Source organism: Enterobacter sp. Li2LvB3, from assembly GCF_056156645.1.
In genome coordinates, this window is the sequence record NZ_JBSICG010000029.1 from 1 (window position 1) to 15,372 (window position 15,372).

Genomic DNA, 15,372 nt, shown 5'->3' on the forward strand with positions numbered 1-15,372 from the left:
ACGGGGAGAGGGCGCAAGCACTAAAAACGGTAACGGTTGTTACCGTTTTGCTTCTGCCATGGCCTTAAACACCTCTGCCACCGCCACAGCCCCCGGATCCATCACCCCTTCCAGATTCTCTTTATTCACATACGACGAACGCCCAGCCCCGGCTTTCACCATGTTCGCCGTTGCCTCTGCCCCCTGTTTCGCCGCCTGTGCCGCCGCATGAAGATCGCCTTTCTGCAATGTCTCCAGCGCCGGTTGCAGGGCATCGATCAGCGTGCGATCGCCAAGATCAGCCCCGCCGTACTGCTTCATCTGGGCAAGCCCGCTCTGCAATGCCTGCGGCAACGGCTGCCCGTCATGCAGTTTCTGCCCGGCGGCGGTGAAGAAGATCGACATTAATACGCCACTCGATCCGCCCATTACCGTTGCCAGCCGCTCCCCCACCAGCAACAAGAGCGCCGGCAGATCGTTAAGCGGAAGTTTCCCCGCGTCAAGATACTGCGCAATTTCCCGCGCGCCTTGCGCAAAGGTCGAACCGGTATCGCCATCGCCGACTTTTGCATCGAGGGCATTCAGCCGGTTTTCCAGCCGGGAAAGCGTGTCCGTTGCCGCCGACACATAGCCCGCCACCTGAGGATTTTCCGACGGGGTATATTCCACGCGGTCATGAATGGCGCTGTGCGCAACGCTACGCAATGGTGCAAACGCCACTGGCTTCTGCCAGCCCAGCGTCTCGACGTCTTCATGGAGCGCTTTTTCGAACAGGTCGTTAAGCTTCAACAGCGACAGGGAAAATCCTTTCATATCCAGCGAGCTCACCAGCAGCGCCGGGCCAATCAGCCAGGCTATCTGATCTTTCAGCGTGGAATGCGCCAGCTCTTTGGTCAGCAGAGCCATCTCCAGTGCCGACACGCCGCCGAGGTTATTGATCAGCACCGCAAACCGCCCTTCAGCGGCCCGTGCTTTCAGCGCGTTGACCAGCGTGTCGATAATCTCTTTGCTGTTTTGCGTATCAACAACCGATGCTCCCGGCTCACCGTGTATACCCAGCCCCAGCTCGATATGGCCCTTTCTGATGCGCCCCTCTTCATCGTCGCTTCCCGGCAGGTTGCAGGTCTGCATTGCCACCCCCAGGCTCCAGAGGTTGTCACAGGCCTGTTGCGCAATGTCCCGTACTTCACCCAGCGATTTACCGTGCTCGGCCGCGTAACCCGCAATCTTGTGAACCAGCGCCGTACCCGCAATGCCGCGCGGCTGTTTGTTATCCGGCAGGGCGATGTCATCGGCGACAATCACCATTTCGACCTTCAGGCCATAGCGTTTGGCTTTTTCCGCCGCCAGGCCAAAGTTAAGGCGATCCCCGGTATAGTTTTTGACAATCAGCAGGCAGCCCCGGTCGCCCGTCACCGCTACAATGGCATTCAGCACCGCATCCACGCTGGGAGAAGCAAACAGGTCCCCACAAACTGCCGCCGTTAGCATCCCTTTCCCGACAAACCCGGCGTGAGCCGGCTCATGCCCTGAACCTCCGCCAGAAATAATCGCCACACGGCTCTTATCCCAGTCACTGCGTGCAACCACACGAATGGCCGGGTCGATATCGAGTTTGACGAGGTTGCCGTGCGGAGCAGAAATCAAAATGCCTTCAATGGCGTCGTTGACCAGTTGTTTGCGGTCGTTAAAGAAGAATCTGGACATAATTTCCTGAAATGTTGTGAACCGTATGCAAAAGCATAGTCCGCGCTGGATAATGCGCCGCAAAGTAAGGAATTTACTGAGTCATAGTGCCGCCAGGTTGCCTATACTCCACCCAGGACAAAAAGAGGACGTTCATCATGAGTACACCACTGTTAATTGCCCGGACGCTGGATAAAGAACTGTTTTTGCTGCCTGCAATGGCGAACCGCCACGGCTTAATCACCGGCGCCACCGGGACGGGTAAAACCGTCACCCTGCAAAAGCTGGCAGAGTCCCTTTCAGAAATTGGCGTTCCGGTCTTTATGGCCGATGTAAAAGGCGATTTAACCGGGGTAGCTCAGGAAGGCACGGCATCAGAAAAGCTCATCGAGCGGCTGAAAAATATTGGCATCACTGACTGGGAGCCACATAAAAACCCGGTCGTCTTGTGGGATATCTTTGGCGAGAAAGGTCATCCGGTACGGGCGACGGTGTCCGACCTTGGCCCTTTGCTGCTGGCTCGCCTGCTTAATCTGAACGATGTGCAGTCTGGTGTACTGAATATCATCTTCCGTATTGCCGATGACCAGGGTCTGCTGTTGCTTGATTTCAAAGACCTGCGCGCCATTACCCAATACATCGGCGACAACGCTAAATCGTTCCAGAACCAGTACGGCAATATCAGCAGCGCTTCCGTGGGAGCCATCCAGCGCGGGTTACTGACCCTTGAGCAACAGGGCGCTGAGCATTTCTTCGGTGAGCCCATGCTGGATATCAAAGACTGGATGCGAACTGACAGTAACGGCAAAGGTATCATCAATATTCTGAGTGCAGAAAAGCTGTATCAGATGCCGAAACTCTATGCCGCCAGCCTGCTGTGGATGCTCTCCGAACTTTACGAACAGCTGCCGGAAGCGGGCGATCTCGACAAGCCAAAGCTGGTGTTCTTCTTTGACGAGGCACACCTGCTGTTTAACGATGCGCCGCAGGTACTGCTGGACAAAATTGAGCAGGTTATCCGCTTGATCCGTTCTAAAGGGGTTGGCGTGTGGTTCGTTTCGCAAAACCCGTCCGATATCCCCGATAACGTGCTCGGGCAGCTTGGCAACCGCGTACAGCACGCTCTGCGCGCCTTTACGCCGAAGGACCAGAAAGCGGTCAAAGCGGCCGCCCAGACCATGCGGGCTAATCCGGCATTTGATACCGAAGCCGCCATCCAGGCATTAGGTACCGGTGAAGCGTTAATCTCATTCCTGGATGCGAAAGGCAGCCCGTCTGTGGTGGAGCGCGCGATGGTCATTGCCCCTTGCTCCCGCATGGGGCCAGTCACCGACGATGAGCGCAACGGTCTGATTAACAACTCGCCGGTTTACGGAAAGTATGAAGACGAAGTGGATCGTGAATCGGCGTTCGAGATGCTGCAAAAAGGGGTACAGGCAACCACGGAATCACAGAATACCCCCACCACCAGTGCCCAGCCTTCTGCCGTGGATGACGGTATTCTGGGTGGGCTGAAAGATATTCTGTTTGGTAGCACCGGGCCGCGCGGGGGTAAACGCGATGGCGTAGTTCAGACGATGGCAAAAAGCGCCGCGCGACAGGTCACCAATCAGATTGTACGCGGTATGTTAGGGAGCCTGTTAGGCGGTCGCCGCCGGTAAACGAGGAACCCACGGGCGGCCAAGTGCCGATCCCTGTACACCCTGCTCATGTAGATAGCGGTCTATTTCCACCATCCCCGTCCAGCGGTTCTCACACCAGAGCGGTGCCAGAAGCGTTGGACGGCGGGCGCTGGCGGAGATACGGTGATAGATAATCTCCGGCGGCGTATGGCGAATCATCTCCCCCGCAGTGACCGTATATTCATCCAGCTCAATGCCATTTAACCGCCCCGCTTCCCAGGCTTTCGCCATGATGCTGCCCTTCACGATATGCAGCGGATGCAGCTTGATACCGTCCACGCCCGTCTCAACCACCTTTTCCAGCGTCTCCAGCCCGTGCTGCTGCCCTTCTCCTGGTAAACCGACAATCAGATGCGAGCAGACTTTCAGCCCGCGCTCACGGGCAAGGCGCGTCGTTTTTTGATAGCAGGCGAAATCATGCCCGCGATTAATCCGGTGCAGCGTTTTGTCATGTGCGGTTTGTAACCCCAGCTCCAGCCAGATTTCATACCCCTGCTCTTTGTATTCGCAGAGCAAATCGAGCACGGCCTCCGGTACACAATCCGGGCGCGTGCCCACACACAGCCCCACGATATTGGCCTGGCTGACGGCCTGCTGATACATCGAGCGTAACACCTGCGCTTCCGCCCAGGTGCTGGTGTAGGCCTGGAAATAAGCCAGATATTGCTTTGCGCGGTTCACCAGGCTGGCCTGATGTGAAAGCTGCTCGGCAATGGAGTGGTGCTGCTGGGCCTCGTCGGCAAAGGAGGCAACGTTACAGAACGTGCAGCCGCCACGCCCGATGGTGCCATCGCGATTCGGGCAGCTAAAACCGCCGTGCAGCGTCAGCTTATGAACCTTTTGCCCATAGCGTTGCAAAAGATCCCCACCAAACATATTGACTAATTTCTGTAACTGCATAATCTGATAGACCGTCCCGAAGAAAGGGGACAAGCCTGCCATTTTTAGCCTCTGTCGGCGATGACCTGGATCAATCGCCCTGGACGGCCTTTATCCATTTGAATAAATAATCAAGATTACTGCAATTTCATTCACAGCAGACGTAATTACTTTTCCTTATGTTCAGACTGTTTTTTTCATTAATGCTATCAACACTGAAAAACAGTGTCTTTATGCGGGTTTACAGCCAGAACCAGATTAAAATCCTGCTAAAAAATCACTATTCAGCACGCTGCAATGATAATACCGCTTTCATATAGTGAGTCAGATCACACTCCGCGGTGACTCCTCAGGACGTTTAGTAGATGTAAAAATAGTTAAATATCTTTTACATTCAAATATTTAATGCCTCTTTAGCACATTTTTGTATAAATAAGATTGCCATTTGACCTGTGTACCAATTCCCGATAAGTTGGAAATCCGCTGGAAGCTTTCTGGATGAGCGGCCTGCTCATCATATTTATGCAGTAATTGAGATTCCCTCTGAAGCAAGTCCTCAAACTTGTTTACCTGCGCGAAAGGATGAAAAGAGGGCGAATGCGAGGTACGCGTATGAAACGCAAACCCCGTCGCCATGCTCTTTCTGTGCCTGTGCGCCACGGTAAAGTTCAGTGGGAAGCCCGACGAGCCTGGGGAGGTTCACTGATATGTTGTACGATAAATCCCTTGAGAAGGATAACTGTGGTTTCGGCCTGATCGCCCACATAGAAGGCGAACCTAGCCACAAGGTAGTGCGTACTGCTATTCACGCACTGGCCCGAATGCAGCACCGTGGTGCAATCCTTGCCGATGGTAAAACCGGTGATGGTTGCGGCCTGCTGCTGCAAAAACCCGATCGTTTCTTCCGTATCGTTGCGGAAGAACGCGGCTGGCGTTTAGCCAAAAACTACGCTGTCGGGATGCTGTTCCTGAATCAGGATCCTGAAAAAGCGGCCGCCTCACGCCGCATCGTCGAAGAAGAACTTCAACGTGAAACCCTGTCGATTGTCGGCTGGCGCAATGTGCCAACCAACGAAGGGGTGCTCGGTGAAATCGCCCTCTCCTCGCTGCCTCGTATTGAACAGATTTTTGTTAACGCGCCTGCGGGCTGGCGTCCACGTGATATGGAACGCCGTCTGTTTATCGCCCGTCGCCGCATTGAAAAGCGTCTCCAGGAAGATAAAGAGTTCTACGTCTGTAGCCTCTCTAACCTGGTGAACATCTACAAAGGTCTGTGTATGCCGGCTGACCTGCCGCGCTTCTACCTGGACCTGGCGGACCTGCGTCTGGAATCGGCCATTTGCCTGTTCCACCAGCGCTTCTCCACCAACACCGTTCCACGCTGGCCGCTGGCTCAGCCGTTCCGCTATCTGGCGCACAACGGCGAGATCAACACCATTACCGGTAACCGCCAGTGGGCACGCGCCCGTACCTATAAGTTCCAGACTCCACTGATCCCTGACCTGCATGATGCAGCGCCATTCGTCAACGAAACCGGCTCTGACTCAAGCTCAATGGATAACATGCTGGAACTGCTGCTGGCAGGCGGTATGGATATCGTTCGCGCCATGCGTCTGCTCGTGCCGCCAGCCTGGCAGAACAACCCGGATATGGATCCGGAGCTGCGCGCGTTCTTCGACTTTAACTCCATGCATATGGAGCCGTGGGATGGCCCGGCGGGTATCGTGATGTCCGACGGTCGTTTTGCTGCCTGTAACCTGGACCGTAACGGTCTGCGTCCTGCGCGCTACGTCATTACCAAAGACAAACTGATCACCTGCGCCTCTGAAGTCGGTATCTGGGATTACCAGCCTGATGAAGTGGTCGAGAAAGGCCGCGTTGGCCCGGGTGAACTGATGGTTATCGACACCCGCGGTGGGCGTATCCTGCACTCCGCCGAAACCGATAACGACCTGAAAAGCCGCCATCCGTACAAAGAGTGGATGGAGAAAAACGTGCGTCGCCTCGTGCCGTTCGAAGACCTGTCTGATGAAGATGTTGGCAGCCGCGAAATGGACGACGACACACTGGCGAGCTTCCAGAAACAGTTTAACTACAGCGCTGAAGAGCTGGATTCCGTTATCCGCGTGCTGGGTGAAAACGGCCAGGAAGCCGTTGGCTCCATGGGCGATGACACGCCGTTTGCCGTGCTCTCCAGCCAGCCACGTATCATTTACGATTACTTCCGTCAGCAGTTTGCGCAGGTTACCAACCCGCCAATCGATCCGCTGCGTGAAGCACACGTGATGTCACTGGCCACCAGCATCGGTCGCGAGATGAATGTCTTCTGCGAAGCCGAAGGCCAGGCGCACCGTCTGACCTTTAAATCACCGATCCTGCTGTACTCCGATTTCAAACAGCTCACCACCATGAAAGAGGAGCACTACCGCGCCGACACGCTCGATATCACTTTCGACGTGACGAAAGCGAGCCTCGAAGAGACGGTGAATGCCCTGTGCGACAAAGCCGAACAGATGGTGCGTAATGGTACCGTTCTGCTGGTGCTGTCCGACCGTAATATCGCGAAAGACCGCCTGCCGGTGCCTGCGCCAATGGCCGTGGGTGCTATCCAGACGCGTCTGGTCGACAAGAGCCTGCGCTGCGACGCCAACATCATTGTTGAAACCGCAAGTGCGCGTGACCCGCACCACTTTGCCGTGCTGTTAGGCTTCGGTGCGACCGCAATTTACCCGTACCTGGCCTACGAAACACTGGCTCGTCTGGTCGATACCCGCGCTATCGACAAAGAATACCGTGCAGTGATGCTGAACTACCGTAACGGCATCAACAAAGGCCTGTACAAGATCATGTCCAAAATGGGCATTTCTACAATTGCCTCTTACCGCTGCTCGAAGCTGTTCGAAGCCGTTGGCCTGCACGATGACGTGGCGAACCTGTGCTTCCAGGGCGTGATCAGCCGTATCGGCGGGGCCGGTTTCACTGACTTCGAACAAGACCTGGCGAACCTGTCAAAACGCGCCTGGCTGGCACGTAAACCGCTGGATCAGGGTGGCCTGCTGAAATACGTTCACGGTGGTGAATATCACGCCTACAACCCGGACGTGGTACGCACCCTGCAACAGGCCGTACAGAGCGGCGAATACAGCGATTATCAACAGTACGCTGAGCTGGTTAACAACCGCCCGGCGGCGACGCTCCGTGACCTGCTGGCAGTGAATCCAGGTGATGAAGCCGTCAGCATCAACGAGGTTGAGCCTGCGACTGAGCTGTTCAAGCGCTTTGATACCGCGGCAATGTCTATCGGTGCTCTCAGCCCGGAAGCCCACGAAGCACTGGCGGAAGCCATGAACAGTATCGGCGGGAACTCAAACTCCGGCGAAGGCGGCGAAGATCCTGCGCGTTACGGCACCAACAAAGTGTCCCGTATCAAGCAGGTGGCATCCGGTCGCTTTGGCGTTACGCCAGCGTATCTGGTCAACGCCGACGTCATTCAGATTAAAGTCGCTCAGGGTGCTAAACCGGGCGAAGGCGGTCAGTTACCGGGTGATAAAGTCACGCCGTACATCGCCAAACTGCGCTATTCCGTGCCGGGCGTGACGCTGATCTCCCCGCCACCGCACCACGATATCTACTCTATCGAGGACTTAGCGCAGCTGATTTTCGACCTGAAACAGGTCAACCCGAAAGCGATGATCTCCGTGAAGCTGGTTTCTGAACCGGGCGTCGGCACCATCGCAACCGGTGTGGCAAAAGCCTATGCCGACCTGATTACCATTGCCGGTTACGACGGTGGTACAGGTGCAAGCCCGCTCTCCTCCGTGAAATATGCGGGTTGCCCGTGGGAACTGGGTCTGGTGGAAACCCAACAGGCACTGGTGGCAAACGGCCTGCGTCACAAGATCCGTCTGCAAGTGGATGGCGGTCTGAAAACCGGTCTGGATATCATCAAAGCGGCGATCCTGGGCGCTGAAAGCTTCGGCTTCGGTACCGGTCCAATGGTCGCGCTGGGCTGTAAATATCTGCGTATTTGTCACCTGAACAACTGCGCAACCGGTGTTGCTACCCAGGACGAGAAACTGCGTAAGAACCATTACCATGGTCTGCCGTTCAAAGTGACCAACTACTTTGACTTTATCGCCCGCGAAACCCGCGAGCTAATGGCGCAGCTGGGCGTGAAACGCCTGGTCGACCTGATTGGCCGTACTGACCTGCTGAAAGAGCTGGAAGGGTTCACTGCCAAACAGCAGAAACTGGAGCTGTCTAAACTGCTGGAAACGGCCGAGCCTAAGGCGGGTAAAGCGGTGTACTGCACCGAGAACAACCCGCCGTTCGATAACGGTGTGTTGAACGCACAGCTGCTGCAACAGGCAAAAGCGTACGTGGATGACAAACAGAGCAAAACGTTCTGGTTTGATATCCGCAACACCGACCGTTCTGTTGGCGCGTCGCTCTCTGGTTACATCGCTCAGACGCATGGCGACCAGGGCCTGGCTGCCGATCCAATCACCGCGCACTTCAGCGGTACTGCGGGTCAGAGCTTCGGCGTGTGGAACGCAGGCGGCGTTGAGCTGTACCTGACTGGCGATGCTAACGACTATGTGGGTAAAGGCATGGCGGGTGGTCTGCTGGCGGTACGTCCTCCGGTGGGTTCAGCCTTCCGCAGCTGTGATGCGAGCATCATCGGTAACACCTGTCTGTACGGGGCAACCGGTGGTCGTCTGTTCGCTGCAGGCCGTGCAGGTGAACGTTTTGCCGTGCGTAACTCCGGTGCTATCACCGTTGTGGAAGGCATTGGCGATAACGGATGTGAATACATGACAGGCGGGATTGTTTGCGTACTGGGTAAAACCGGCGTGAACTTCGGCGCAGGCATGACGGGCGGTTTTGCTTACGTCCTGGATGAAGACGGTGAGTTCCGCAAACGCGTGAACCCTGAACTGGTGGAAGTGCTGGGCGTTGATACCCTGGCCATTCACGAAGAACACCTGCGCGGTTTGATTACCGAACACGTGCAGCATACCGGTTCTTCGCGCGGTGAAGAGATCCTGGCGAACTGGCCTGCGTTCTCAGCGAAATTCGCGCTGGTTAAACCGAAGTCCAGCGATGTTAAAGCCCTGTTGGGTCACCGTAGTCGTAGCGCAGCAGAGCTGCGCGTGCAGGCGCAGTAAGGAATTCAGATGAGCCAGAACGTATACCAGTTTATCGACCTGCAGCGTGTTGATCCGCCAAAGAAACCGCTGAAGATCCGTAAAATTGAATTTGTTGAAATCTACGAGCCGTTTTCAGAAGGCCAGGCCAAAGCACAGGCAGACCGCTGCCTGTCCTGCGGTAACCCTTACTGCGAATGGAAATGTCCGGTACACAACTACATCCCGAACTGGCTGAAACTGGCCAACGAAGGGCGTATTTTTGAAGCCGCCGAGCTGTCTCACCAGACCAACACCCTGCCGGAAGTGTGCGGCCGCGTGTGTCCTCAGGACCGTCTGTGTGAAGGTTCCTGTACGCTGAACGACGAGTTTGGCGCGGTGACCATCGGTAACATCGAACGCTATATCAACGATAAAGCGTTCGAGATGGGCTGGCGCCCGGATATGACCGGCGTGAAGCAAACCGACAAACGCGTGGCGATCATCGGTGCAGGCCCGGCGGGCCTGGCCTGTGCGGACGTGCTGACCCGCAACGGCGTGAAGGCGGTGGTCTTTGACCGTCATCCGGAAATCGGCGGTCTGCTGACGTTCGGCATCCCGGCCTTCAAGCTGGAAAAAGAGGTCATGACCCGTCGCCGTGAAATCTTCACCGGCATGGGCATTGAGTTCAAACTGAATGTGGAAGTGGGCCGCGACGTGCAGCTCGACGACCTGCTGAAGGATTACGACGCCGTGTTCCTCGGCGTGGGCACCTATCAGTCCATGCGCGGCGGTCTGGAGAACGAAGAGGCACCAGGCGTTTATGATGCCCTGCCGTTCCTGATTGCCAACACCAAGCAGATCATGGGCTACGGCGAAACGGCCGATGAGCCTTTCGTCAGCATGGAAGGCAAACGCGTTGTGGTGCTGGGCGGTGGTGATACCGCGATGGACTGCGTGCGTACCTCCATTCGTCAGAATGCGACTCACGTTATCTGTGCTTATCGCCGTGACGAAGAGAACATGCCAGGCTCCAAACGCGAAGTGAAAAACGCGCGTGAAGAGGGCGTGGAGTTCCAGTTCAACATCCAGCCTCTGGGTATTGAAGTTAATGCCAACGGTAAGGTGAGCGGTGTGAAAATGGCGCGCACTGAGATGGGTGCGCCGGATGCGAAAGGTCGTCGTCGCGCGGAGATCGTGGCAGGCTCTGAGCACGTTATCCCGGCCGATGCCGTGGTGATGGCGTTTGGTTTCCGTCCTCACAGCATGGAGTGGCTTGCGAAGCACAGCGTTGAGCTGGATTCACAGGGCCGCGTGATTGCACCTGAAGGCAGCGACAACGCATTCCAGACCAGCAACCCGAAAATCTTCGCCGGTGGCGATATTGTTCGCGGTTCTGACCTGGTGGTCACAGCCATTGCCGAAGGTCGTAAAGCGGCCGACGGTATTCTGAACTTCCTGGAAGTGTAAGAAAGATGCCCGGCACAGCCGGGCATCTTTTTTTTGAAATCTGTTATAGATAAATCAACGTAAAGGTTGCCTGTCCGTCGATTTGGGTATCGTCAGTAATGGCAAGCGTGGTCGTGTCCTGAATCGCCATCACGGTACTCATTGGAAGTACGGCCGTAGTAAATGCCAGTGGCGTCGTTTGACCCTTTGCAGCAACAGAGACAATTCTTGTTCTGTTATACATCACTTCACCCACCCCCAGATCTTCCCACGTGGTTCCCTGATCCGCGCTGTAAATTATACGTCCAGCAGCACCGTCTATTGTCATGCTGCTTTCCCTGACGTTCATACTGTAGTTTCCGATATTCACCCCGCCTGCGGTTTTATTTATGCCGAAAAGTTTGTCAGTATCAATAACATCTCTTGAATCATTTGTACCATTTTTAACTTTAATATCGGCTAATGTCCCTGCCCTGTCATCATTCACAGAAAACGCCATTTTAGACGGAGTAACGCAGTTGATTGTCAGCGTGAAATCTTTTTTACCCAACTGATTCGTTTCAGTCGCAGATAATTCACCAAGATGAATCATCCCATAATCTACAACGCCGCCATTGCTCATTTCAGGAACACACGCTGAATTCGTTAACGTTCCCTGAAGTTTCAATACAGCCGTTTCTGCAGAATATGCCGTGTTAATACTGACAGCGAGTGTAGCCAGTAACATAAGTTTTTTCATTTGTTAATCCTTAACATTGTTGTTAGCTATAATTGATTTGTCCTGATGATTTCATTTACTTACAGCCAGCCTGAACAAATCTCGTTAGCGTCCTTAGAAATGTCCAGAAATTTCTTGCCGGACTCATACTTTTACAGATAACGCAGTGTGAAAGTTGCCTGACCATTAATGGCAGTATCATCAGTCACTGCCAGGGTTGTTGTATCCTGAATGGTTCCACGAATAGAAAGCGCAAATGTTGCGGTTTTAAATGCCACAGGTTCCGTCGTTCCTGTCTGAGCCGCAGTATACCAGGAATAACCGTCGTTACGTTGCGCATTTCCCGATGTATTCCAGACATTACCCCAGTCAGTATTGTGGGTAATTAAAAGTCCTGAAATACCATCATAGACAGGAGCGGTATCAATACGAATAATATAGTTGCCTATGTTAACACCGCCATCGGTTTTACCCATGCCGAAAGTCAACGTATTCGCTGGGGTAGCAAGGTCTGAACCAGCATTGACAGGCAAAGCAGGTGATGGACGGCTCGATGCCTGATTGTCCATACCATCCCATGCAACTTTGGTTGCAGAGGTGCAATTTATTGTTAAATCGATAGTTTTATTCGGAAGAGAGTTAACGCTTGTTGCTGACAACTCACCAAGGCGAAGGGTTCCATAATCAACAACCCCCCCATTACTTAGCGTCGGCGTACAGGCGGCATTTGTTAATGTCCCGGTAACTTTCAGTACCGCAGTTTCTGCTGCCATTGCCGAGTTTACGGTAAGCGCTAATGCACTTAAAAATAATACTTTTTTCATTTACTACTCCTTATGTTTAAATATCCAATATTGCTTTGTATTACAACTACTGTTCACTTCATTAAAAGATGCCAGGTCAAATCACTTTCCAGTTTCGTTTGGTCCGAAATATTGCTGAAAGAACTGTCATTCAGTACCGGGAAAATGGTCACGGTAAAATTCAATTGCTGGCCGCTGGGCACTTGACCGTTTTCAACTGCCACCACCGCCTCGTTATTGCGAATATAAAGTGATGCACCGTTGTCATTTTCTGGCGTGAAATTTACCTGATCGGTCGTTTTCCCTACGCTGTAACTTTTCCCATCCAGCGTCAGATTACTCACTTTTATTGCCACACCGCCGTTCTGGCCAAACTGGAATCGCCCTTTCTGCCCGGAAGCCCCTTGCAACAAGATCGCCATCTGCTGTTTGTCAGGACAATAAACGCTGACATTGATGTCTTTGTCCGGCATCTTATTCCAGCTTTGCTGACTCGAGACGATGTTATCGCGCCGCATCTGATGGTAATCAACCACCTGCTGGGAGAGCGTTAACTGGCAACCATCTGCAAACGAAATGCAGGGTAATGCAAGCAGCAGGAGCGCTGCCAGACGTTTAATATTCATCGACAAACTCCGTTGACTTCCTCATAAAAAGCATCTTCGTCATGCTCCTCAGGGAGTGTGAAATCAAGCTTACACAGGCGTTGGTTATCATCATTGATGGCATAGAGGCTGTTAACCTGGTCTGCATCGTTCAGGAACACATGTCCGTCATCGACAACCGTCACCACGTAGTTATCTTTCTCATCCACCACCGACAAGCCTTTTGTCAGCGGCTGACCGTTAGCCTGCTTGATACGCAGCATCACGCGACGGCTATTCAGTACCTTAAAGCTCACTTCACTCACCGAACCGTGAGCGGCGGCGACGTATTTTGTACCGTTGGCGAGTGTCATACTTTGTGGCAGCTTGTTGGCATCGATCTCGATGCGCGAGTTACGCCATTCCGTCAGTCCCGGTATCACGGCCTGACCCCAGCGGTCAGTCCAGACGGTACCCTGCGGCGTGGTAATTTCTACGCCTGCTTTCGGTTCGCTCAGTTTGGCGATCGCGAAGGTATCTTTGATGGAATACGGCGAGAACGTAACGCCGTCTTTGTGCATGGCGATCCCACCCGACAGCGTCGCATTGTAGTTACGCTGATTGTTGCCGCTGGTACCGCCACCCACGCTCAACTGGGTGTAATGCAGGTTCGTGTTAATGTTGCCGTTGAAGCTGTTTTCCTTCGACTCTTGATCGCGGTCAGCGGCAATGTAGTAATGGGTGTTCTCGCCCAGCGCGCCACTGTTGGCCAAACCGTAGCTGGTGCTGTCGCCCTGCTTACGCATATAGGAGCTCAGGCTCTGCGAGCCGCCGAGCGGAATGCTGAGATTGACATAGAGAAGATCGTCGTTCTGATCGTCGTCTCTATTCCCCACCGCACTCTGCCAGTTCACGGTGACGGAGGCATACTTGAATGTCCTCGCCCATGAGAGCAGTAAGTAGCGTGAGTCTTCATCATCGCCGGTGGCCTGGTTGTAGCTGAAGCCTGCGCTGAACGCCCCGGCCACAGAGTTCGACCAACGGATATTACCCGTGTAGCTGTTGTCATACCCCTGGTAATCGTCGTCCATGGCGTCGGCCAGCTCACGATATTCACCGTTGTAATGGGCAACGCTGGCGGAGAGTCCTATGTTTTCCGTTAATGAGTACTCACTTTGCAACTCATTCTTGATGCCGCTGTCGCTGTCGCCAAAGTTCGCTTTGCTGGCAGCAATGCTGGTCGAAACACCCCAACTGTCGGTCACCATCAGCTCCGCTCTGCCCCCCGCGGCCTGGTAGTTTTCGGCTGCCACGCCGGAAGCCAGGAGATTCATCCACGGCAGAATACGCCAGCCATTAGAAACGTTTAAAACAAGCGGGTCGCTGTAATCACTTTCAATACTTCGAACCTGTCCAGCAGAGATGGTCAGCCCATTTGGACGTGACAGGTTACTGGATTTAACGGCAGAAGCAGGCACGATGAAATGGCTGGACGAACCGTCAGACTCCACCACCGTGACGTCGAGATCGACATTGTTGCGCACCATAGGTACGTCATCGAGTTTGAAGGGACCCGCAGGCACCAGAGTGTTATATATTAAGCGTCCGTTCTGACGCACTTCGACACGCGCCTGTGATGAGCGGGCAATACCTGACACGCTCACGCCTGAGCCACTTTTCTGCAAACCGGTGGTCGGCATAAGCTGAATACCGGTTATCGGTACACCGCTCAGCACGTCCGAATTGGCGTTGATTTGCCCCACCTGCATGGTTAAACGCTGTGGCACAAAGACATGCTCGGCGTAGGTATAAATGCTCTCTGCGTTACGCTTGCCGTCATCGTCCGTCAGGATATAGCTGCTGCGCAGGGACCAGTCCAGCGCGTTAAAGCCTGCTTCCAGGCTTGCCTGTGAATAGCGGTTGCTGTCGCTATCACCATATTCGTTACGGGTGCTGAATAAGGAGTAATTCAGCATCCCCGCCGTACCGCCGTGCTGGAAATTTTTGACATCAGCCGACAGGCTATTAATGGATTCCTGGGGGAGATAGAGTTCTACGGCTTCCTGGTTTGGCAGCGCATTGACAACGGCCTGAGCATAATCAGTGTGAATATCATGGCAGGTTTCATCTGCTTTAATAGGTAACGGCATGATCCCAGCGAATTCCAGGAAGTCGTTATCCACGCACATGACGCCGTCTTCATTGAAGCGCACTGCGGCAACGCCACGATCCTGGCCATTCACTTTTATCGAGACAGAATGGGTACCCGGTAAAAATCGCGGTGCCTCTGCAAAATAGCGGTTGAGATCGGCTCCCAACCCACGCGACTGCAGAATGCCCGTATCAAACGTCACTTCCCTCGCCAGGAGGGAAGTCGAATTCAACAGTAGCAGAGGTAATGCGCCGGAAACAACAGCGCGCACAAAAAGTGCTAGGTGGCTTTTTTTACGCACCGCGATAGTCCTT

9 protein-coding genes are annotated in these 15,372 nt (G+C 54.1%); 3 read left to right on the forward strand and 6 right to left on the reverse strand.

All coding sequences use genetic code 11. The annotated features are described in order from the left end of the window. Positions 1-39: 39 nt before the first annotated feature. Positions 40-1,686, reverse strand: coding sequence for a dihydroxyacetone kinase subunit DhaK (locus ACS603_RS20045; protein WP_474944774.1), 1,647 nt, complete (start codon positions 1,684-1,686; stop codon positions 40-42). 137 nt (positions 1,687-1,823) lie between these two features. Here ACS603_RS20045 and ACS603_RS20050 point away from each other — a divergent pair, with 137 nt between their 5' ends. Further along, the gene (locus tag ACS603_RS20050) at positions 1,824-3,326 is read left to right on the forward strand and encodes a helicase HerA-like C-terminal domain-containing protein (protein ID WP_182062692.1); all 1,503 of its coding nucleotides are present in this window, start codon (positions 1,824-1,826) and stop codon (positions 3,324-3,326) included. On the opposite strand, the gene mnmL is transcribed toward ACS603_RS20050, so the two are convergent. After that, entirely contained in the window at positions 3,306-4,247 is a 942-nt protein-coding gene (gene mnmL / locus ACS603_RS20055) for a tRNA modification radical SAM protein MnmL/YtqA (protein ID WP_182063477.1), read from the reverse strand. The genes ACS603_RS20050 and mnmL overlap by 21 nt on opposite strands. Before the next feature lie 686 nt (positions 4,248-4,933). Between mnmL and gltB the strand changes: the two genes are divergently transcribed. Next, complete coding sequence (gene gltB / locus ACS603_RS20060) at positions 4,934-9,394, forward strand: glutamate synthase large subunit (RefSeq protein ID WP_474944775.1); 4,461 nt, start codon at positions 4,934-4,936, stop codon at positions 9,392-9,394. Positions 9,395-9,403: 9 nt separating this feature from the next. After that, positions 9,404-10,822, forward strand: coding sequence for a glutamate synthase subunit GltD (gene gltD, locus ACS603_RS20065; protein WP_474944776.1), 1,419 nt, complete (start codon positions 9,404-9,406; stop codon positions 10,820-10,822). Between the two features lie 43 nt (positions 10,823-10,865). Here gltD and ACS603_RS20070 read toward each other — a convergent pair whose 3' ends face one another. The 4 genes from ACS603_RS20070 to ACS603_RS20085 form a co-directional block, all read right to left on the reverse strand. After that, on the reverse strand, positions 10,866-11,540 hold the full coding sequence (locus ACS603_RS20070; RefSeq protein WP_315686960.1) for a DUF1120 domain-containing protein: 675 nt from the start codon (positions 11,538-11,540) through the stop codon (positions 10,866-10,868). Between the two features lie 131 nt (positions 11,541-11,671). Next, positions 11,672-12,343 (reverse strand): DUF1120 domain-containing protein, encoded by a 672-nt coding sequence (locus tag ACS603_RS20075; RefSeq protein ID WP_256458816.1) that lies wholly within the window; start codon positions 12,341-12,343, stop codon positions 11,672-11,674. 53 nt (positions 12,344-12,396) lie between these two features. Further along, positions 12,397-12,948, reverse strand: a complete 552-nt coding sequence (locus ACS603_RS20080; RefSeq protein ID WP_315686963.1) for a DUF1120 domain-containing protein — start codon at positions 12,946-12,948, stop codon at positions 12,397-12,399. Beyond that, complete coding sequence (locus ACS603_RS20085; RefSeq protein WP_474944789.1) at positions 12,945-15,365, reverse strand: fimbrial biogenesis outer membrane usher protein; 2,421 nt, start codon at positions 15,363-15,365, stop codon at positions 12,945-12,947. Before ACS603_RS20085 ends, ACS603_RS20080 begins: the two co-directional genes overlap by 4 nt. Between the last annotated feature and the right edge of the window lie 7 nt (positions 15,366-15,372).